The sequence below is a fragment of the Yersinia sp. J1 genome (assembly GCF_050586585.1).
Classification (GTDB): domain Bacteria; phylum Pseudomonadota; class Gammaproteobacteria; order Enterobacterales; family Enterobacteriaceae; genus Yersinia; species Yersinia entomophaga.
In genome coordinates this window covers 1-15,954 of record NZ_JBOBDP010000011.1, presented here as the reverse complement: position 1 = coordinate 15,954, position 15,954 = coordinate 1, and the positions used below count along the sequence as shown (strand labels likewise).

Sequence of the window (15,954 nt, the reverse complement as noted above, 5' to 3'; positions counted from 1 at the left end):
CTGACTGAAAAAAGCCGAATCGAGGCACTAACCGAAAAATTATAAGAAATAAGGGGCAATTGGGCATCAGTCAATTATTGCCTCGGTATTTTTCTCATTTTCTCCGCCAGAGATCACGAATTCATGCAGTTTACTCTGAACATCACCGATTGGCAGGCTATCGCGCCTGGATTAGCCTTGGCAGATGAATGGCGCAGATGGGCTAATCAATCGCCTGCCAGGATAGATCACACCCAGCCGCTGGCTAAATGTAGCCTGTTGCCGATGATGACGGCTCGTCGCCTGAGTTCAGGAAGTCGTCTGGCCGTGGAATGCGGGTTAGCGATTTTGCGCCGCCAACCGGTGGATGCGATTGTATATACCAGCCGTCACGGTGAGCTGGAGCGTAACTACCGCATTTTGCAGGCGCTGGCGACGGAACAAAGCCTGTCACCCACGGATTTTGCTATGTCGGTGCATAATTCTGCGGTGGGTAATCTTACTATCGCCGCCAGAAAACCGCTGGTTTCATCGTCTTTATCCGCCGGCGCGGAAACTTTTCAGCAAGGTTTGCTCGAAGTTATGGCGTTACATCAGGCCGGCTATTCCCGTGTATTAATAGTGGATTTCGATGGCGTAATTCCAGATTTTTACCATCCATATATGACATCGCATATGCCAAAATATCCGTTTGCCGTAGCTTTACTGATTGAACCGGGTGATATCTTGCGCTGCGCTACCCGCAAGGGGCTGTCGCCCGAGCCGGAGGTGCCCCAGAGTCTGCAATTTTTGCATCATTGGCTGGGTTCGCACGCTTCCTTTGTCGTAACCGGCGGTCGATTTGATTGGCAGTGGAGCCGTTAGGATGAAAGCGTTGAAGCTGGGGCGACAAATTAATGGGCTGTGGCGGCTGATCATGACGGGGCTATGTTTTGCCCTGTTCGGGCTGGGCGGGCTGTTATTATCGTTGCTGTGGTTCAATTTTCTCCTGCTGACTCAGCGTGATGGTCAGCAGCGGCGCATTCTGGCCAGACGCAGCATTTCCGCCAGTTTTCGCCTGTTCCTCGCTTTGGCCCGCAGGCTGGGTGTGCTGGATTACCGCTTGCAGGGCATCGAAAAGATTCGCGCTGATAAAGGTTGCCTGATCGTCGCGAATCATCCCACGCTGTTGGATTACGTTATTTTGGCTTCGGCCTTGCCGGACGTCGATTGTCTGGTTAAGGCTGAACTCTTGCGTAATCCCTTTGTAAACGGCGTGATTAAAGCCGCCGATTATCTGGTCAATAGTCAGGGACAAACCCTGCTGCTGGCCTGTCGCCAACGTTTAAACCGCGGCGATAATATTTTGATTTTTCCCGAAGGTACGCGCACCAGTCCGGGAAAACCGCTGAAATTACAGCGGGGTGCGGCCAACGTTGCCGTCCGTTGCGAATGTGATTTGCGTATTGTGCATATTCACTGTAGCCAACAAACGCTGAATAAACAGAGCCGCTGGTATCAGATACCGCCAGAAAAACCGGTGTTCAGCGTTGTGGTGGGCGAACGTATTGCTAACGAATATTTTGTGGCTGTCGAAGAGGATGCGCAAGCGCTTGCCGCTCGCCAGCTGAATCGACAATTAGCCCAGTTATTGACGCCTGAGAATGGCCAACCCATGGATACGGATGATGCAAGAACGCTCTCTTGAATTAAAAAAACTAATTATTGATACCCTGAATCTCGAAGATATGACTCCCGATGAGATAGACGCAGACGCCGCGCTGTTTGGCGACGGTTTGGGACTGGATTCCATTGACGCGCTGGAGTTAGGTCTGGCGGTCAAAAATCGCTATGGCGTGATGTTATCTGCCGAAAGCGAAGAAATGCGTCAGCATTTTTACTCCATCGCCACGCTGGCGTCATTCATTCAATCTCAACGCGCTAAATAGTCGGATAACTTATGGATAAACAAGATATTTACCAGGAAGTGTCGGATCTCTTGGTCAAACTTTTCGAAATCGACCGGTCGCAGATCACGCCGCAGGCGCGTCTGTATGAAGATCTGGAATTAGACAGTATTGACGCCGTGGATATGGTGGTTCATTTACAGAAAAAGACCGGCCGTCGGATCAAGCCTGAATCCTTTAAGTCTGTGCGTACCGTGCAAGACGTCGTGGATGCGGTAGAACAATTATTACAGCAACCAGGCTGATCGGTTGTTTCGGAAAACCACGCCGTTTATGCAAAATTTCCTGCGCATCGCCAATGGGCTAATTATGTTGTTATGGCCGTTCATTATTTGGGCGGGCGTGACACAGGGTCTGTCCTTCTGGTTAATTCCGCTGTTTATTGCCTTTTTCCTGCTACGCCTGTGGTTACTGAAAGATCATGGGGGGCTGCAAGGTCAAACGGACGGCCAAATGTATGCGGGGAAAGCGCTGGCGTTAACCGGTATTGCTCTTTGCGCTGCGAGCGTGCTGATGCGCGATCATCATGTGCTGATGTATTACCCGGTGGCGGTTAATCTGGTGCTGTTGATTCTGTTCGGCAGCTCTCTGTTTTATGGCATGCCAATCGTGGAGCAAATCGCCCGTTGGCGTGAGCCGGATTTACCGCCGCAGGGTGTGCGCTATACCCGGCGTGTCACTCAGGTTTGGTGTTTGTTTTTTATCATCAACGGCTCGACTGCACTGGCGACCTGTTTGTATAACGACATGAAAATCTGGGCGTTATGGAATGGCATGCTGAGCTATATCTTTATTGGCGGCGTGATGGGCGTGGAATGGCTGGTACGCCGACGGATAAAAAACCGATGAATACATTACCGTTGACTCAATGGCTGTCTGAAGAACGGGCGGGTAGCACTTTGATTGCCCGCCGCGGTGATAAAGATATCCACCTGAAGACGTTTCGACAGGATGTGACCCAGCTTTATGCGCGCCTGATAAGCAGTTCAGAAACCTGTTGGGCGCTGTGTTTTAACGATAGCTATCAGTTTTGTGTCGCGCTGCTGGCCACTCTGTACGCGGGCAAAATTCCGGTACTGCCAGGGCATAATCGGCGAGCGCAGCTCGTTGAGCAAAGCCAGCATTTCGAGGGGGTATTAAGCGATCTGCCGCTGAAACTAGACTGCCCTGTGTGGTCGCTATCGGACACCGCCCCTGCGAGCGTGCCGTTACCGTCGATTGCCGCTGACGCTAGTCTGCGGTTATTTACCTCGGGTTCCTCCGGCGAACCCCGTCGGGTGGATAAACCGGTTGCCGTGATGGATAGAGAGGCCGTCTGGCTGGCTGATTTATGGGGCGATCGGCTGAGTCACTGTGTGGTTCGGGCATCCGTAAGCCATCAACATCTGTACGGTCTGACGTTCCGCATCTGGCTACCTTTAGCGCTAGGGCTGCCTTTCGCCAGCGAAACGGTGGAGTTCCCTGAGCAACTGGCGAACAGTCCGCGCTGCGCCTTTATTACCAGCCCGGCGTTTTTACAGCGGCTGGATAGCCAGTTGCCGCCGCCGCGTTGCGAATGGGTGGTTTCCGCCGGTGGGCAGCTACATTTTGACGATGCTCAACGAGCGCAGAACTGGCTCGGAATCACGCCCGATGAAATTTATGGCAGCACTGAAACCGGAGTGATGGCATGGCGTAGCCGGCATCATCCGCAGACACCGTGGCAGCCTTTTAGCGGCGTGCAGCTGAGTCGCGATGAGCAGGATAACTGGCGCGTGGTTTCCCCTTTGATTCCCGATCCGTTGGGAATGGCGTTGGATGATCGAATTATTGTCGACGATCAAGGGCTATTTACACTGGCCGGTCGTCGCGATCGGGTAGTCAAAATTGAAGAAAAGCGTCTGTCTCTCAGTGAGATTGAGCGGCGATTGCAGACTTTGTCTGGCATCGAAGACGTTGCGGTGCTGGTGGTTAAACGCGGTGCGCGGCAATGTATCGGCGCGGCGGTGGTGCTGAATCAGGCAGGATTGGACGAATTAGAGCAAATCGGTTGGCTGCGGCTGACCCGCCGCTGGCGACAGCAGCTTGGCGGTTGGCTGGAACCGGTGGCATTACCGCGCTATTGGCGCAAATTATCGGTTATTCCGCTTAATCAGCAAAGCAAACGTTCTTGGCCTCAGTTACAGGAGTTATTTAATGAAACCCGTTGAGCTATCCCGTCAACAGTCGGAACGGCATCAGATGGAGGTTAGACTGTATCTGGACCCCAAATTAAGCTGGTTTACCGGACATTTTGACGTACAACCGCTGCTGCCGGGCGTGGCGCAGATCGATTGGGTGATGGGGTACGCGGCAGATATCGCGGGCGCAGCCTGGCAGTTTTCCGGTATCGATAAAGTCAAATTCCAGTTGCCGCTGTTGCCGGGCAATCAGGTGTTACTCCGCCTCGATTGGAATGAATCCCGTGGCTTGCTCAGTTTTAGCTATACGCTGGATGAAGGCGTCGCTGCGCGCACGGCCAGTAGCGGAGCCATAAAATTATGTCGTTAACCGTTCACGCCTTCGCGCCGTGCGTGGTTATTCCTTGCTATAACCACGGCGCAATGATGAATGATGTGTTGGCGCGGCTGGCTCCCTTTGGCCTGCACTGTTTTATCATTGACGATGGCAGCGAACCTGCCACGCAACAGATTTTACAGCAGTTGGCCGGAACGCACTCTGGCATCACGTTGGTTAGATTGCCTTGTAATCAGGGCAAAGGTGTGGCGGTATTAACAGGTTTTACCGTGGCTGCCGAGGCGGGATATAGCCACGTGTTACAGGTGGATGCCGATGGGCAACACTGTATTGAAGATATTCCCGAGATGCTGAAACAGTCGCAGCGCTATCCGGATATGCTGATCTCCGGCCGCCCGATTTACGACCAGTCGGTGCCAAAATCTCGTCTGTATGGTCGCTATATTACCCATGTGTGGGTATGGATAGAAACTCTGTCGCTCTCCCTGAAAGACAGTATGTGCGGGTTTCGGGTCTATCCGCTGGCTCCGGTAATAGCCCTGATGGCGCAATATCCATTGGGGAAACGTATGGATTTTGATACGGAAATCATGGTGCGCCTGTACTGGCAAGGCATTGATAGTCGTTTTGTTCCTACGCGAGTGACTTACCCCGCCGACGGGCTTTCCCATTTTGATGCACTGCGGGATAACCTGCGGATTTCGTGGATGCATACCCGGTTATTTTTGGGCATGTTGAGACGTCTCCCGCAATTGTTAACGCGACGTCGTCCGCGTCACTGGGCTGGAGTCAAAGAGCGTAAAGGTCTGAACGGCATGCGCTTTATGCTCGCGGTTTATCGTCTATTAGGGCGGAAAACTTTCGAGATATTACTACGTCCGGTAGTGGGATATTTCTGGCTAACCGGCCGAACTCAGCGGCAGGCCTCGCAGCAATATCTGGTACGTTTGCAGCAAACTGCCCAGAAAAAGTCATTGGCTTTGCCGGGCAATCTAACCAGTTATCGACATTTCCTGCGGTTTAGTCGCGCGATGCTGGACAAAGTCGCCAGTTGGCGCGGGGATTTGCGACTGGGGCAGCAAATTGTATTTGCTCCCGGAGCGCAAGAAACCATTAATGCCGAGTCTGACGGTGGGAAGCTGATTCTGGCTTCTCACCTCGGAGATATCGAGGTGTGCCGCGCATTAGCACAGCAGGATGGTCATAGGGTAATTCACGCTCTGGTATTTAGCGAACATGCCCAAAGGTTTAAGCAGGTATTGGAAGAAATCGCGCCGCAGGCGGGGATTAATCTGATTCCCGTGACCCGCATGGGGCCAGAAACCGCTATTTTGCTGAAAGAGAAGCTGGACGCCGGTGAATGGGTGGCGATTGTCGGCGATCGTACCTCGGTGACTACCCAGCGCGGTGGAGACCGCCGCGTGGTGTGGAGCGAATTTCTCGGTGCGCCCGCGCCGTTTCCGCAAGGACCATTTGTTCTGGCATCGGTATTGCGCTGCCCGGTGTTACTGATGTTTGCCTTGCACCAGCAGGGCAAACTCCATATCCATTGCGAACCTTTTGCCGATCCGTTGCTGTTGCCACGTCAGCAGCGTGAGACCGCATTGCAACAGGCGGTGGATCGCTATGCGTCACGTCTGGAGTACTACGCGCTGCAATCGCCGCTCGACTGGTTTAACTTTTTTGATTTCTGGCGGCTGCCTGATTCGCCGTCTGGCAAGGAGTAACAAGTGCTGACCGATGCCCGTTTTACCGCCGAAGTAGAGATTACCGTGCCTTTCCACGATACCGACCCGATGGGCGTGGTATGGCACGGTAATTACTTCCGTTATTTCGAAGTGGTGCGAGAGGCGCTACTGAATCAGTTTAATTATGGTTACCGGCAAATGCGTGAGTCTGGTTATGTTTGGCCGGTTGTTGATACGCGGGTGAAATACCGTGACGTGCTGGAGTTCGAACAGCGAATTCGGGTCAGAGCCCACGTTGAAGAGTTCGAAAATCGGCTGAAAATTGTGTATCAGATTTTCGATGCTCAAAGCGGCAAGCGGACTACCACCGGCTATACCATTCAGGTTGCCGTCGAAGAAAGTACGCGAGAAATGTGTTTTGTCAGCCCTGATATTTTGTTTGAAAGAATGGGAATCAAACCATGAAAAAATGGATTTTAATGTTGTCGCTGGCGATCGCCGCTGGCGCACAGGCAGTGACGCTGGATGAGTTACAGCAGCGTTTGGCGCAGCAGCCGGTGGTACGAGCGCAGTTTAGTCAGGAGCGCCAGATCAAGGATATGCCGCAGCCGCTGCGTTCCAGCGGTGAGTTACTGATCGCACAGAAAAACGGCCTGTGGTGGCAACAGCAAAAACCTTTTCCATTGACGCTGGTGTTGGATGATAAGCGTCTGGTTCAGGTAATTAATGGGCAGGAGCCACAGATTGTTACCGCTGATTCCAATCCGCAGATGTTCCAGTTTAACCACTTGCTGCGCGCACTGTTTCAGGCTGAGCGTCAAGTGTTGGAACAAAATTTCTCGCTGACCTTCAGCGACTTAGGACAGGGGAAATGGCAGTTGGAGCTGAAACCGACCACGTCGCCGCTAGATAAGCTGTTTAACACTATCACGCTGCAAGGGCAGCAGTATCTCGATCAGATTTCGCTTAACGATCGTCAAGGGGATCGCACCGAGATTACCTTTAGCAATCAGCGCCTGACACCAGATACGTTGACCCATGATGAGCAGCAACGTTTTGTCTTCTAAGCCGAGTTTATGGGCCTGGCTATGGCTGGCGGCTTGCCTGTTGCTGGGGGCGACGCTCACGGTATTGTTACCGCAATCCAAGCTTTCCAGTAGCGTGCTGGCGCTGTTACCTGCGCAAAGTATGGGGCAGATTCCTCCGGCGCTGAACGACGGTTTTATGCAGCGTTTGGACCGTCAGGTGGTCTGGATGGTCAGCCCCGCCGAAGGCGATGATCCAGCGGCGGCCGCGCGCTGGCTGGAACGCTTGCAGGGTCTGCCGTCGTTGACCGCCGTTCAAGGACCTATCGACGCTGATCAGCAGCAGAAATGGGGGAAATTCTTCTATCAGCATCGTAATGGCATGATTGACCCGCAGACGCGACAGCGCCTGATGAACGGTGGTGATGAGCAGGCTAACTGGATACTGGCACAGCTTTATTCGGCCTTTGCCGGTGTGAGCGGCAGCGAAATAAAGAACGATCCGTTGATGCTGGTGCGGGGCTCCCAGCTGGCGCTACAACAAAATACCAGCCGTTTGAGGATGAAAAATGGCTGGTTGGTGGCTCAGGATGAGGCGGGGCGCAGCTGGTATTTTATCCACGGCGAGCTGAGTGGCTCCTCCTACAATATGCAGCAGGCGCATCAGGTAGTGACAGATTTGGCGGCGCTCGTGACCGATCTTAAGCATCATTTTCCGGGCGTCGAGGTCATGTCGCGCGGCACGCTATTTTATAGCGATTATGCCAGCCAGCAGGCCAAACATGATGTTTCCACCTTGGGTTCCGCCACGGTCATCGGCGTTTTGCTATTGATTCTGGGCGTGTTTCGCTCTCTGCGTCCGTTACTGTTGTGCGTGTTGTCCGTCGGTATCGGCGCGTTGGCTGGCAGTACACTGACCTTATTGCTCTTCGGCGAACTGCATTTAATGACGTTAGTGATGAGTATCAGCATTGTCGGTATTTCAGCTGATTACACCATTTATTATCTTACCGAGCGCATGGTGCATGGGCGTGAAACCTCGCCGTGGCAAAGTCTGCACAAGGTTTTTCCGGCGTTAATGATGGCGTTGGGGACCACGGTTCTGGCCTACCTGATTATGATGTTGGCGCCGTTCCCTGGCCTGCGCCAGTTGGCGGTTTTTGCCGCCGCGGGTCTGACTGCCTCTTGTCTGACCGTGGTGTGCTGGTATCCGTGGTTATGTCGAGGATTACCGGTCCGGCCGGTGCCATTCATGATGCCATTGATGCGTTGGCTTTCCGCGTGGCGCACTCAACGCACGCTGTATTTAGGTTTGCCACTGGTATTGGCGTTGTTCTCCGTAGCCGGACTGCTACGCTTGCAGATTAATGATGATATTGCCCAATTGCAGGCGCTGCCGCCGGATATTCATCGGGAGGAGCAGGCTATCACGGCCTTGACTGGGCAAGGCATCGACCAGAAGTGGTTTGTGGTTTATGGCGATACGCCCGAGCAGACGCTACGGCGGTTAGAGCAATTTGCTCCGCAGTTACAACAGGCGAAAAAACAGGGCTGGCTCAGCGGCTACCGTTTGCTGCCATTGGCCTCTCAGGCGCAGCAACAGCAGGATCTGACGCTGCTGCAACAGGTTGCCCCCAACGTGCTGGCACAGCTTGATACCGTTGGGATAGACGGGTTGAAGATCGATCTCACTCCAATGCCGGTCACGCCGGAGAACTGGCTCAATAGCGTAGTGAGTGAGGGCTGGGCGTTGATGTGGATGACGTTACCGGATGGGCGTAGCGGAGTATTGGTGCCGACCGACGGCGTGCAAAACAGCGCCGCTTTGGCTGCGCTGGCGGCCAATCATGCTGGCGTCAGTTGGGTTGATCGCAAAGCCAGCTTCGACCAGATGTTTTCTTTCTATCGCACTATGCTGGGTTGGCTGTTGCTGGGAGCCATTGTGGTTATCGCCTTGAGTTACATGTTGCGCCTGGGCGTGCGGCGTGGGCTGGTGTGCGTATTGCCTTCGTTACTTTCTCTCGGCTGCGGGCTGGCAGTGCTAGCGTTTAGCGGCCACTCCCTCAACCTGTTCTCGCTACTGGCGTTAGTTCTGGTGCTGGGGATTGGCATTAATTACACCTTATTTTTCAGTAACCCACGAGGAACACCGCTGACGTCATTATTAGCCGTAACCGTGGCGATGAGTACCTCATTGCTGACCTTGGGTATGCTGATCTTTAGCAGCACTCAGGCTATCAGCAGTTTCGGTATTGTGCTGTGCAGCGGTATATTTGCCGCATTTTTGCTGGCTCCATTGGCGATGCATCAACGCCGTAAAGGGAAGAAATCATGATGATTTTACGTTGTATCTTGGCTATGTCCTTGGCTTTGATGCTGACGGCATGCGCCACTAAACCCGCGGATAATCGGCCTCAGGCCTGGTTAAAACCGGGCGTGAAGGTCAGCTTACCTGCGCCGGGTATCACGCCGGCGGTGAATGAACAACAGTTGCTGACCGCCACGGTGAAAGGTAAGCAACAGTCTTTGCTGGTATTGCTTAATGCAGATCGGCAACAGCTTTCGCTGGTGGGATTGTCATCTCTGGGTATTCGCCTGTTCAAACTGACCTACGATACGCAGGGGATCGAAAGCGAGCAGTCAATCGTGCTACCTGAGTTGCCTCCGGCCAGTCAAGTTCTGGCCGATATTATGCTGAGCTACTGGCCGATTTCTGCCTGGCAAGAGCAGTTACCCGCAGGCTGGACGCTGGTCGACATCGGATCCCGCCGCGAACTGCGTGATAAGCAAGGAAAACGGGTAACCGAAATTGTTTATATGACCAGCAAAGGCGTGCGTCAGCCGATTAGCATCCGCCAGTACGTTTTTGGTTATCAGATCGCGATTCAACATCTGGACAGCTAACATGATTTATATTTCTGCGGTAGGCATGCTGAACGCGTTAGGAAGCAATGCCGATCAGATTGCCAGCCAGCTTCCTTTGGGCATCGCTCCCGGCATGAAGCCGCGCGATGGCTGGGTTCAGCCCGAACAACCCTGCTGGTTAGGCGCCGTTGAAGGTGAACTACCGGAAATCCCGGCGGCGCTTGCTATGCATCGCAGCCGCAATAATCAATTGTTATTGGCGGCGTTGGAGCAAATTCGTCCACAGGTCGATCAAGCGATAGTGCGCTTTGGCCGCGATCGTGTGGCGGTGGTATTGGGCACCAGTACTTCTGGATTAAATGAGGGCGACCGACAGGTTAACCAGCGCAGTCACGACGAGGAAAGTGACGGCTATGATTATTATCAACAGGAATTAGGCGATCCGGCACGTTTTCTTTCGGCCTATCTCGAACTGGAGGGCCCCGCGTTCACCTTGTCTACCGCCTGTTCTTCCAGCGCCAGAGCTATTATCAGCGGCCGGCGTTTAATCGAAGCCGGGCTGGCGGATGTGGCAATTGTAGGCGGCGCAGATACGCTTAGCCGGATGCCGGTCAACGGTTTTCTCAGTCTTGAATCGCTTTCCACTCAGCTTTGCCAGCCTTTTGCCGCCGAACGCTGCGGTATTACTATAGGTGAAGCATCGGCTCTGATGCTGCTCACGCGGGAGCCTCACGAGATAGCCTTGCTCGGAGTCGGTGAATCTAGCGACGCATGGCATATGTCGGCGCCGCACCCTGAAGGCGAAGGTGCTATTCGCGCCATTGAACAGGCGTTGGACGATGCGGCAATTCAACCTCAGGATGTGGGGTATATCAATCTGCATGGCACCGCTACCCGGCTCAACGATCAAATTGAGGCTAAAGTGGTCAATCGCATATTCGGTAATGGCACGCCCTGTAGCTCAACCAAGCATTTAACCGGGCACACATTAGGTGCGGCAGGCGTGTGCGAAGCCGCGCTGTGCTGGCTGTTATTGACTCGTGATTTACCCTTGCCGGCACAGGATTTCTCTCATTCAACGCCGGATGACAGCTTGCCGTCTTGTGGGTTACTGCTAAAGCAGGAGCCATTGATGAAGGCAATTGTTATGTCCAATTCATTTGCCTTTGGCGGTAATAATACCTGCCTGATTCTGGGGAAGCGTCATGCCTGAATATTTACCGGCGGGAGATTATTTGCCTCACGCGGCGCCGATGATGCTGCTGGATGAGGTTGTCGCGGTAGAAGCAGAAAGCGTGCATTGTCGGGTTAAAGTCACAGAACAGGGCGTTTTAGCTCCTTTCCTCACTGCCGAAGGGCATTTGCCTGGATGGTTTGCGTTGGAATTGATGGCACAGACCGTCGGCGTGTGGTCGGGTTGGCATAGCCGCCAGCGGGGCGAGCGGGCGGCGAATTTGGGCATGTTGCTCGGCGCGCGTGCGCTACGCAGCCAGACTCGGTTGATTGAAAACGGAAATTTATTGGATATCACTATGGTCTTGCTAATGCAGGACGAAAAATTTGGCAGCTTTGAAGGTGAAATCAGCTGTGCAGGGCAGGTTTTGGCCACCGCGCGGTTGAATACCTATCAACCGGATCAACAAGAACTTAAACAATTATTTCAACAGGATGAAATGGAATGACACGTTCAGTTTTGGTCACGGGCGGCAGTAAAGGTATTGGGCGAGCGATAGCCCTCCAACTTGCCGCCGATGGATTTAGCGTGGCCGTGCATTATCACAGCGATCTTCCAGGGGCTCAGCAAACGGTAGAACAGCTAACTGCGCAAGGCGGACAAGGGCGGATTATCGGTTTTGACGTAGCCGATCGTGATGCGACGCGGCAGGCCATCGAGCAGGATATTGATACTCATGGTGCTTACTACGGCGTGGTGAACAATGCCGGAATAGCTCGCGACGGCGCGTTCCCAGCGCTCAGTGAAGACGACTGGGACAGCGTGATCCATACCAATCTTGACAGTTTTTATAACGTCATCCATCCCTGTATTATGCCGATGATCGGGTTGCGTCAAGGCGGCAGAATCATCACGCTGTCGTCGGTTTCCGGTTTAATGGGGAATCGAGGTCAGGTCAACTATAGCGCGGCGAAAGCGGGCATTATCGGCGCAACCAAAGCGCTGGCAATAGAACTGGCGAAGCGCAAAATCACTGTCAACTGCATAGCGCCGGGGCTGATTGATACCGGTATGATTCAGATGGAAGAAGCATCGTTAAAAGAAGCGATGAATATGATCCCGATGAAACGGATGGGCGCCGCAGAGGAAGTGGCCGGGCTCGCCAGCTATTTGATGTCTGATATTGCCGGTTACGTGACGCGTCAGGTGATTTCCGTTAATGGGGGCATGCTATGACCCGCCGCGTAGTGATCACCGGCATGGGCGGCGTAACTGCCTTTGGCAATGACTGGCAGAGCGTGGCCGCTGGGCTAAAGTCTGGTAAAAATGCGGTACGCAGCATGCCGGAATGGCGGGAATACGCGGGATTGAATACCTTGGTCGGCGCGCCTATTGATGATTTCACTTTACCGGAGCATTACACCCGCAAACGCATTCGCTCAATGGGGCGAGTTTCCCTGCTAGCGACCAGAGCGACCGAACTGGCGCTGATTCAGGCGGGTTTGATCGGCGAAGCGGTGCTAACCAATGGTGAAACCGGCATCGCCTACGGCTCTTCTACCGGCAGTACCAAACCGGTCAGCGAATTTGCCACCATGCTAACGGAAAAACACACCAATAATATCACCGGCACCACTTATGTTCAGATGATGCCGCATACCGCGGCGGTGAATACCGGGTTGTTCTTCGGGCTGCGTGGGCGAGTGATTCCAACTTCTAGCGCCTGTACTTCCGGCAGCCAGGCAATAGGTTACGCGTGGGAGGCCATTCGCCATGGTTATCAAACGGTGATGGTTGCCGGCGGAGCGGAAGAACTTTGCCCGTCCGAAGCCGCGGTGTTTGATACCTTATTTGCCACCAGTCAGCGCAATGATTCGCCACACACCACGCCGTCGCCTTTCGATATCAATCGAGACGGGCTGGTAATTGGCGAGGGCGCGGGCACGCTGGTGTTGGAAGAATTGGAGCATGCCAAAGCGCGAGATGCGAAGATCTACGGCGAAGTCGTGGGGTTTGCCACTAACTGCGATGCGGCTCACATTACTCAGCCACAGCGTGAAACTATGCAAATTTGTATCGAACAGGGGCTGCGGATGGCGCAGTTACAGGCGGCGGATATCGGTTATATCAGCGCTCACGGTACGGCGACCGACCGTGGCGATCTGGCTGAAAGTCAGGCTACCGCCGCGGTGTTTGGCAATAATACGCCGATTTCATCGCTGAAAAGTTATTTCGGCCATACGTTAGGTGCCTGCGGAGCGCTGGAGGCCTGGATGAGTCTGGAAATGATGAATGAAGGCTGGTTTGCGCCGACGCTCAATCTGACTCAGCCCGATCCGGCCTGTGGCGAACTTGATTACATCATGGGGAAGCCACGCCATATTGATACCGAGTTTCTCCAAAGCAACAACTTTGCCTTTGGCGGTATCAACACTTCACTGGTTTTCCGGCGCTGGCGTTAATCGATGATGCGCATCGCTCTGGCTCGAATCAGCGATCTCAGCCAACCTGCTGTCATCACCGATTGGTTGTCGCCGGAGTTACTGGTTCAGGCTCCCAGCGGCAAACGGCGGGAGGCGTGGCTGGCGGGAAGAGTGTTGCTGGCGCAGCGGGTGGGTCAGCGACCTCTCAGGGAAATGATCATTGAAGCATCGGGAAAACCTGCGTTTCGGTGCGATCAATTGCCACATTTCAATATCAGTCACAGCGGCGATTTTGTTTTTGTCGCCGTGAGTGATAAAGGGCCGATTGGCTGCGATATTGAAGTGATCAGGCCGCGAACCGGTGCGATAGAGATTGCACAACACTATTTCTGTGAGGCTGAATATCTGTGGTTGGCGGCGCAGCCTGCCGAAAATGTCATGATGGCGTTTTGGCGCTTGTGGACCGCGCGCGAGGCACGATTAAAACAACGCGGGCTGAGTGTTTGGCAAATGCGTTCAATAGCGTTAAAGCCCGAAACATTGGGCATTGCCGGCAGCGAAATTTATCATTGGTATCAGCAAGGGTTGAGCATGGCGGTCAGTTGCTGTCCGTCAGAAACGGCAAACAGCGATCTCACCGTGGATAAATGAGCGTATTCCTGACATTTATCAGATTATTACCGATGAACTTCCCCACAAAGCAGCACCACATCCGGGCGGCGCTGATGGATTTTAGCCGCCACGGCAAGGCATTCCTGACGGGTAGGATATATATCTTCAGACACGGGAAGCGCGTCACAAGCATCTATTCCGCATGTGCTGACCAGTAGAACAAATCCTATAAGCATATATCCCCCTTATTCTTCAAAGTATAGCGCGCTTATCTTGCGAGTATAGAGGTTTTGTTGTGGCATAGCGCTCGCTTTAATCATAAAAAATGCCTTACTAACAAAGATTTCCACAATATGCCGCGCACGGCGAATTCCACATGGCGTAACCCGCTCTTGGGGGATGTTATGAATAATCATATTGGCAGCCATTAGCGCGAGACGGCAGTGGAAGGATCACTCTGTCTGCTATTGAGGGTCCATCGTCTATTAGGATTTTCTGCTTTGTATTTATGCCGTCACCATATTGGCTATTGTAAGCGTTTCATTTTCATCTTCACCGCTATGGGATATCACCTATGGGTAAATCATCGCGTATATATTCTTTAAAACTTTAGTTGGCCTTAGAGCGGAGTGAGCGCGCGTGTCTGTGGTGGTAAAAAGAGTGAAAAGGATTCTCACTAGTTGGAGATATGTCTGAAAACCATTAATAAGATAAGGGTTTGAGCTTAAAACACTAACGTAATGGAGTACATACCAATGAAAGGTAAGTTGCTATTAGCGATATTACTGAGCGCGAGCTTTTCGCTTCAGGCTGATGAAACCAGCTCTTGGACTGATGAAGGTCAACCGTCTCCTGAGCATTTGGAGATGCAGAAACCCGAATTTCATCTTTGTCAGGATGGACAAAACCAGTCACCGATAGATATCCGTGGGGAGTTAAGAAGTAACCTGGCACCGCTGACCATGCAATATTTTACCACGACGCTGAATATCGTAAATAATGGTTATACGATTCAGTTGAACGTACCCAAAGGGAATAAAGTGCAGTTAGATGGCGAAACTTTTATGCTGAAACAGCTGCATTTCCATGCTCCCAGTGAAAATACCATAAAGGGTAAGCAATATCCGATGGAGGCGCACTTCGTACATAAAAATGAGCAGGGAGAATTGCTGGTTGTTGCCGTGATGTACAATCTAGGCAAAGAAAATATGGCGCTGGAAAAAGTGTGGCAGCAAATGCCAAAAGGATTGAATCAGGAACAGAAGATCAATCCAGCGTTGGATCTCAATGGCCTGATTCCGGACAGCAAATATTATTATCGCTTCAGCGGCTCGCTAACCACACCGCCTTGTTCAGAAGGGGTACGCTGGCTGGTGTTTAAACAGCCTTTAAGCATTTCTGAAAACCAGATTACGCAGTTTAAGTCGGTCATTCATCGCGATAATAATCGACCGGTACAGGAGTTACACGGTAGGGTTATTGTAAATTGATTTCTGGATATTTTAATTTTTCAGGGAACCTAAAAGGATTTTCAATAAAACTGTTAATAAATCGCTAAGGGTGAAAATAAATCTTTATCGATATATTTAATGTAATGTTTCGTCAGCGTAAAACAGCGTGCTTTATTTGGTTTATGCTGGCGGAATCTTATTGGATATATTTATGGCTAAACAGCCAGACGTCTAAATGGGTATTTAATTTATTTATAAATAAGGCTTGATTAAAATGATTGGCTATGAGTAAATA

18 protein-coding genes are annotated in these 15,954 nt (G+C 52.4%); all 18 read left to right on the top strand.

What is annotated here, in order from left to right:
* The first annotated feature begins 123 nt into the window (after positions 1 to 123).
* The 18 genes from ACQ4OC_RS14435 to ACQ4OC_RS14350 all read left to right on the top strand — a co-directional run bounded on the left by ACQ4OC_RS14435 (position 124) and on the right by ACQ4OC_RS14350 (position 15,698).
* The gene (locus ACQ4OC_RS14435; protein WP_430971293.1) at positions 124 to 843 is read left to right on the top strand and encodes a beta-ketoacyl synthase chain length factor; all 720 of its coding nucleotides are present in this window, start codon (positions 124 to 126) and stop codon (positions 841 to 843) included.
* A gap of 1 nt (position 844) precedes the next feature.
* Entirely contained in the window at positions 845 to 1,666 is an 822-nt protein-coding gene (locus tag ACQ4OC_RS14430) for a lysophospholipid acyltransferase family protein (RefSeq protein WP_430971292.1), read from the top strand.
* On the top strand, positions 1,647 to 1,907 hold the full coding sequence (locus tag ACQ4OC_RS14425) for a phosphopantetheine-binding protein (RefSeq protein ID WP_064517843.1): 261 nt from the start codon (positions 1,647 to 1,649) through the stop codon (positions 1,905 to 1,907). The genes ACQ4OC_RS14430 and ACQ4OC_RS14425 overlap by 20 nt, the downstream gene beginning before the upstream one ends.
* An 11-nt stretch (positions 1,908 to 1,918) precedes the next feature.
* Positions 1,919 to 2,170 (top strand): acyl carrier protein, encoded by a 252-nt coding sequence (locus ACQ4OC_RS14420; protein ID WP_064517844.1) that lies wholly within the window; start codon positions 1,919 to 1,921, stop codon positions 2,168 to 2,170.
* Positions 2,171 to 2,198: 28 nt separating this feature from the next.
* Positions 2,199 to 2,774, top strand: coding sequence for a hypothetical protein (locus ACQ4OC_RS14415; RefSeq protein ID WP_064517845.1), 576 nt, complete (start codon positions 2,199 to 2,201; stop codon positions 2,772 to 2,774).
* Positions 2,741 to 4,114 carry an AMP-binding protein gene (locus tag ACQ4OC_RS14410; RefSeq protein WP_430971291.1) on the top strand — a complete coding sequence of 458 codons (1,374 nt, stop codon included), beginning with the start codon at positions 2,741 to 2,743 and terminating at the stop codon, positions 4,112 to 4,114. The genes ACQ4OC_RS14415 and ACQ4OC_RS14410 overlap by 34 nt, the downstream gene beginning before the upstream one ends.
* Positions 4,101 to 4,454: a hydroxymyristoyl-ACP dehydratase gene (locus tag ACQ4OC_RS14405; RefSeq protein ID WP_064517849.1), complete on the top strand. Its 354-nt coding sequence runs from the start codon at positions 4,101 to 4,103 to the stop codon at positions 4,452 to 4,454. The genes ACQ4OC_RS14410 and ACQ4OC_RS14405 overlap by 14 nt, the downstream gene beginning before the upstream one ends.
* Complete coding sequence (locus tag ACQ4OC_RS14400) at positions 4,445 to 6,148, top strand: glycosyltransferase family 2 protein (protein WP_120806703.1); 1,704 nt, start codon at positions 4,445 to 4,447, stop codon at positions 6,146 to 6,148. The genes ACQ4OC_RS14405 and ACQ4OC_RS14400 overlap by 10 nt, the downstream gene beginning before the upstream one ends.
* A gap of 3 nt (positions 6,149 to 6,151) precedes the next feature.
* Positions 6,152 to 6,574 carry an acyl-CoA thioesterase gene (locus ACQ4OC_RS14395; RefSeq protein ID WP_064517854.1) on the top strand — a complete coding sequence of 141 codons (423 nt, stop codon included), beginning with the start codon at positions 6,152 to 6,154 and terminating at the stop codon, positions 6,572 to 6,574.
* On the top strand, positions 6,571 to 7,176 hold the full coding sequence (locus tag ACQ4OC_RS14390) for a LolA family protein (RefSeq protein WP_430971290.1): 606 nt from the start codon (positions 6,571 to 6,573) through the stop codon (positions 7,174 to 7,176). Before ACQ4OC_RS14395 ends, ACQ4OC_RS14390 begins: the two co-directional genes overlap by 4 nt.
* Positions 7,148 to 9,469 carry an MMPL family transporter gene (locus ACQ4OC_RS14385; RefSeq protein WP_064517859.1) on the top strand — a complete coding sequence of 774 codons (2,322 nt, stop codon included), beginning with the start codon at positions 7,148 to 7,150 and terminating at the stop codon, positions 9,467 to 9,469. Before ACQ4OC_RS14390 ends, ACQ4OC_RS14385 begins: the two co-directional genes overlap by 29 nt.
* Positions 9,466 to 10,038 carry a DUF3261 domain-containing protein gene (locus ACQ4OC_RS14380; RefSeq protein ID WP_120806702.1) on the top strand — a complete coding sequence of 191 codons (573 nt, stop codon included), beginning with the start codon at positions 9,466 to 9,468 and terminating at the stop codon, positions 10,036 to 10,038. The genes ACQ4OC_RS14385 and ACQ4OC_RS14380 overlap by 4 nt, the downstream gene beginning before the upstream one ends.
* Position 10,039: 1 nt before the next feature.
* A complete protein-coding gene (locus ACQ4OC_RS14375) occupies positions 10,040 to 11,212 on the top strand; it encodes a beta-ketoacyl-[acyl-carrier-protein] synthase family protein (protein ID WP_430971289.1) in 1,173 nt (390 codons plus the stop codon).
* The gene (locus ACQ4OC_RS14370; RefSeq protein ID WP_064517865.1) at positions 11,205 to 11,681 is read left to right on the top strand and encodes a hypothetical protein; all 477 of its coding nucleotides are present in this window, start codon (positions 11,205 to 11,207) and stop codon (positions 11,679 to 11,681) included. Before ACQ4OC_RS14375 ends, ACQ4OC_RS14370 begins: the two co-directional genes overlap by 8 nt.
* Positions 11,678 to 12,409: a 3-ketoacyl-ACP reductase FabG2 gene (locus ACQ4OC_RS14365; RefSeq protein ID WP_064517867.1), complete on the top strand. Its 732-nt coding sequence runs from the start codon at positions 11,678 to 11,680 to the stop codon at positions 12,407 to 12,409. The genes ACQ4OC_RS14370 and ACQ4OC_RS14365 overlap by 4 nt, the downstream gene beginning before the upstream one ends.
* Positions 12,406 to 13,635 carry a beta-ketoacyl-ACP synthase gene (locus ACQ4OC_RS14360; protein ID WP_430971288.1) on the top strand — a complete coding sequence of 410 codons (1,230 nt, stop codon included), beginning with the start codon at positions 12,406 to 12,408 and terminating at the stop codon, positions 13,633 to 13,635. Before ACQ4OC_RS14365 ends, ACQ4OC_RS14360 begins: the two co-directional genes overlap by 4 nt.
* A gap of 3 nt (positions 13,636 to 13,638) precedes the next feature.
* Positions 13,639 to 14,247: a 4'-phosphopantetheinyl transferase superfamily protein gene (locus tag ACQ4OC_RS14355; protein ID WP_120806700.1), complete on the top strand. Its 609-nt coding sequence runs from the start codon at positions 13,639 to 13,641 to the stop codon at positions 14,245 to 14,247.
* 716 nt (positions 14,248 to 14,963) lie between these two features.
* Complete coding sequence (locus ACQ4OC_RS14350; protein WP_064517873.1) at positions 14,964 to 15,698, top strand: carbonic anhydrase; 735 nt, start codon at positions 14,964 to 14,966, stop codon at positions 15,696 to 15,698.
* The last annotated feature ends 256 nt before the right edge of the window (positions 15,699 to 15,954 follow it).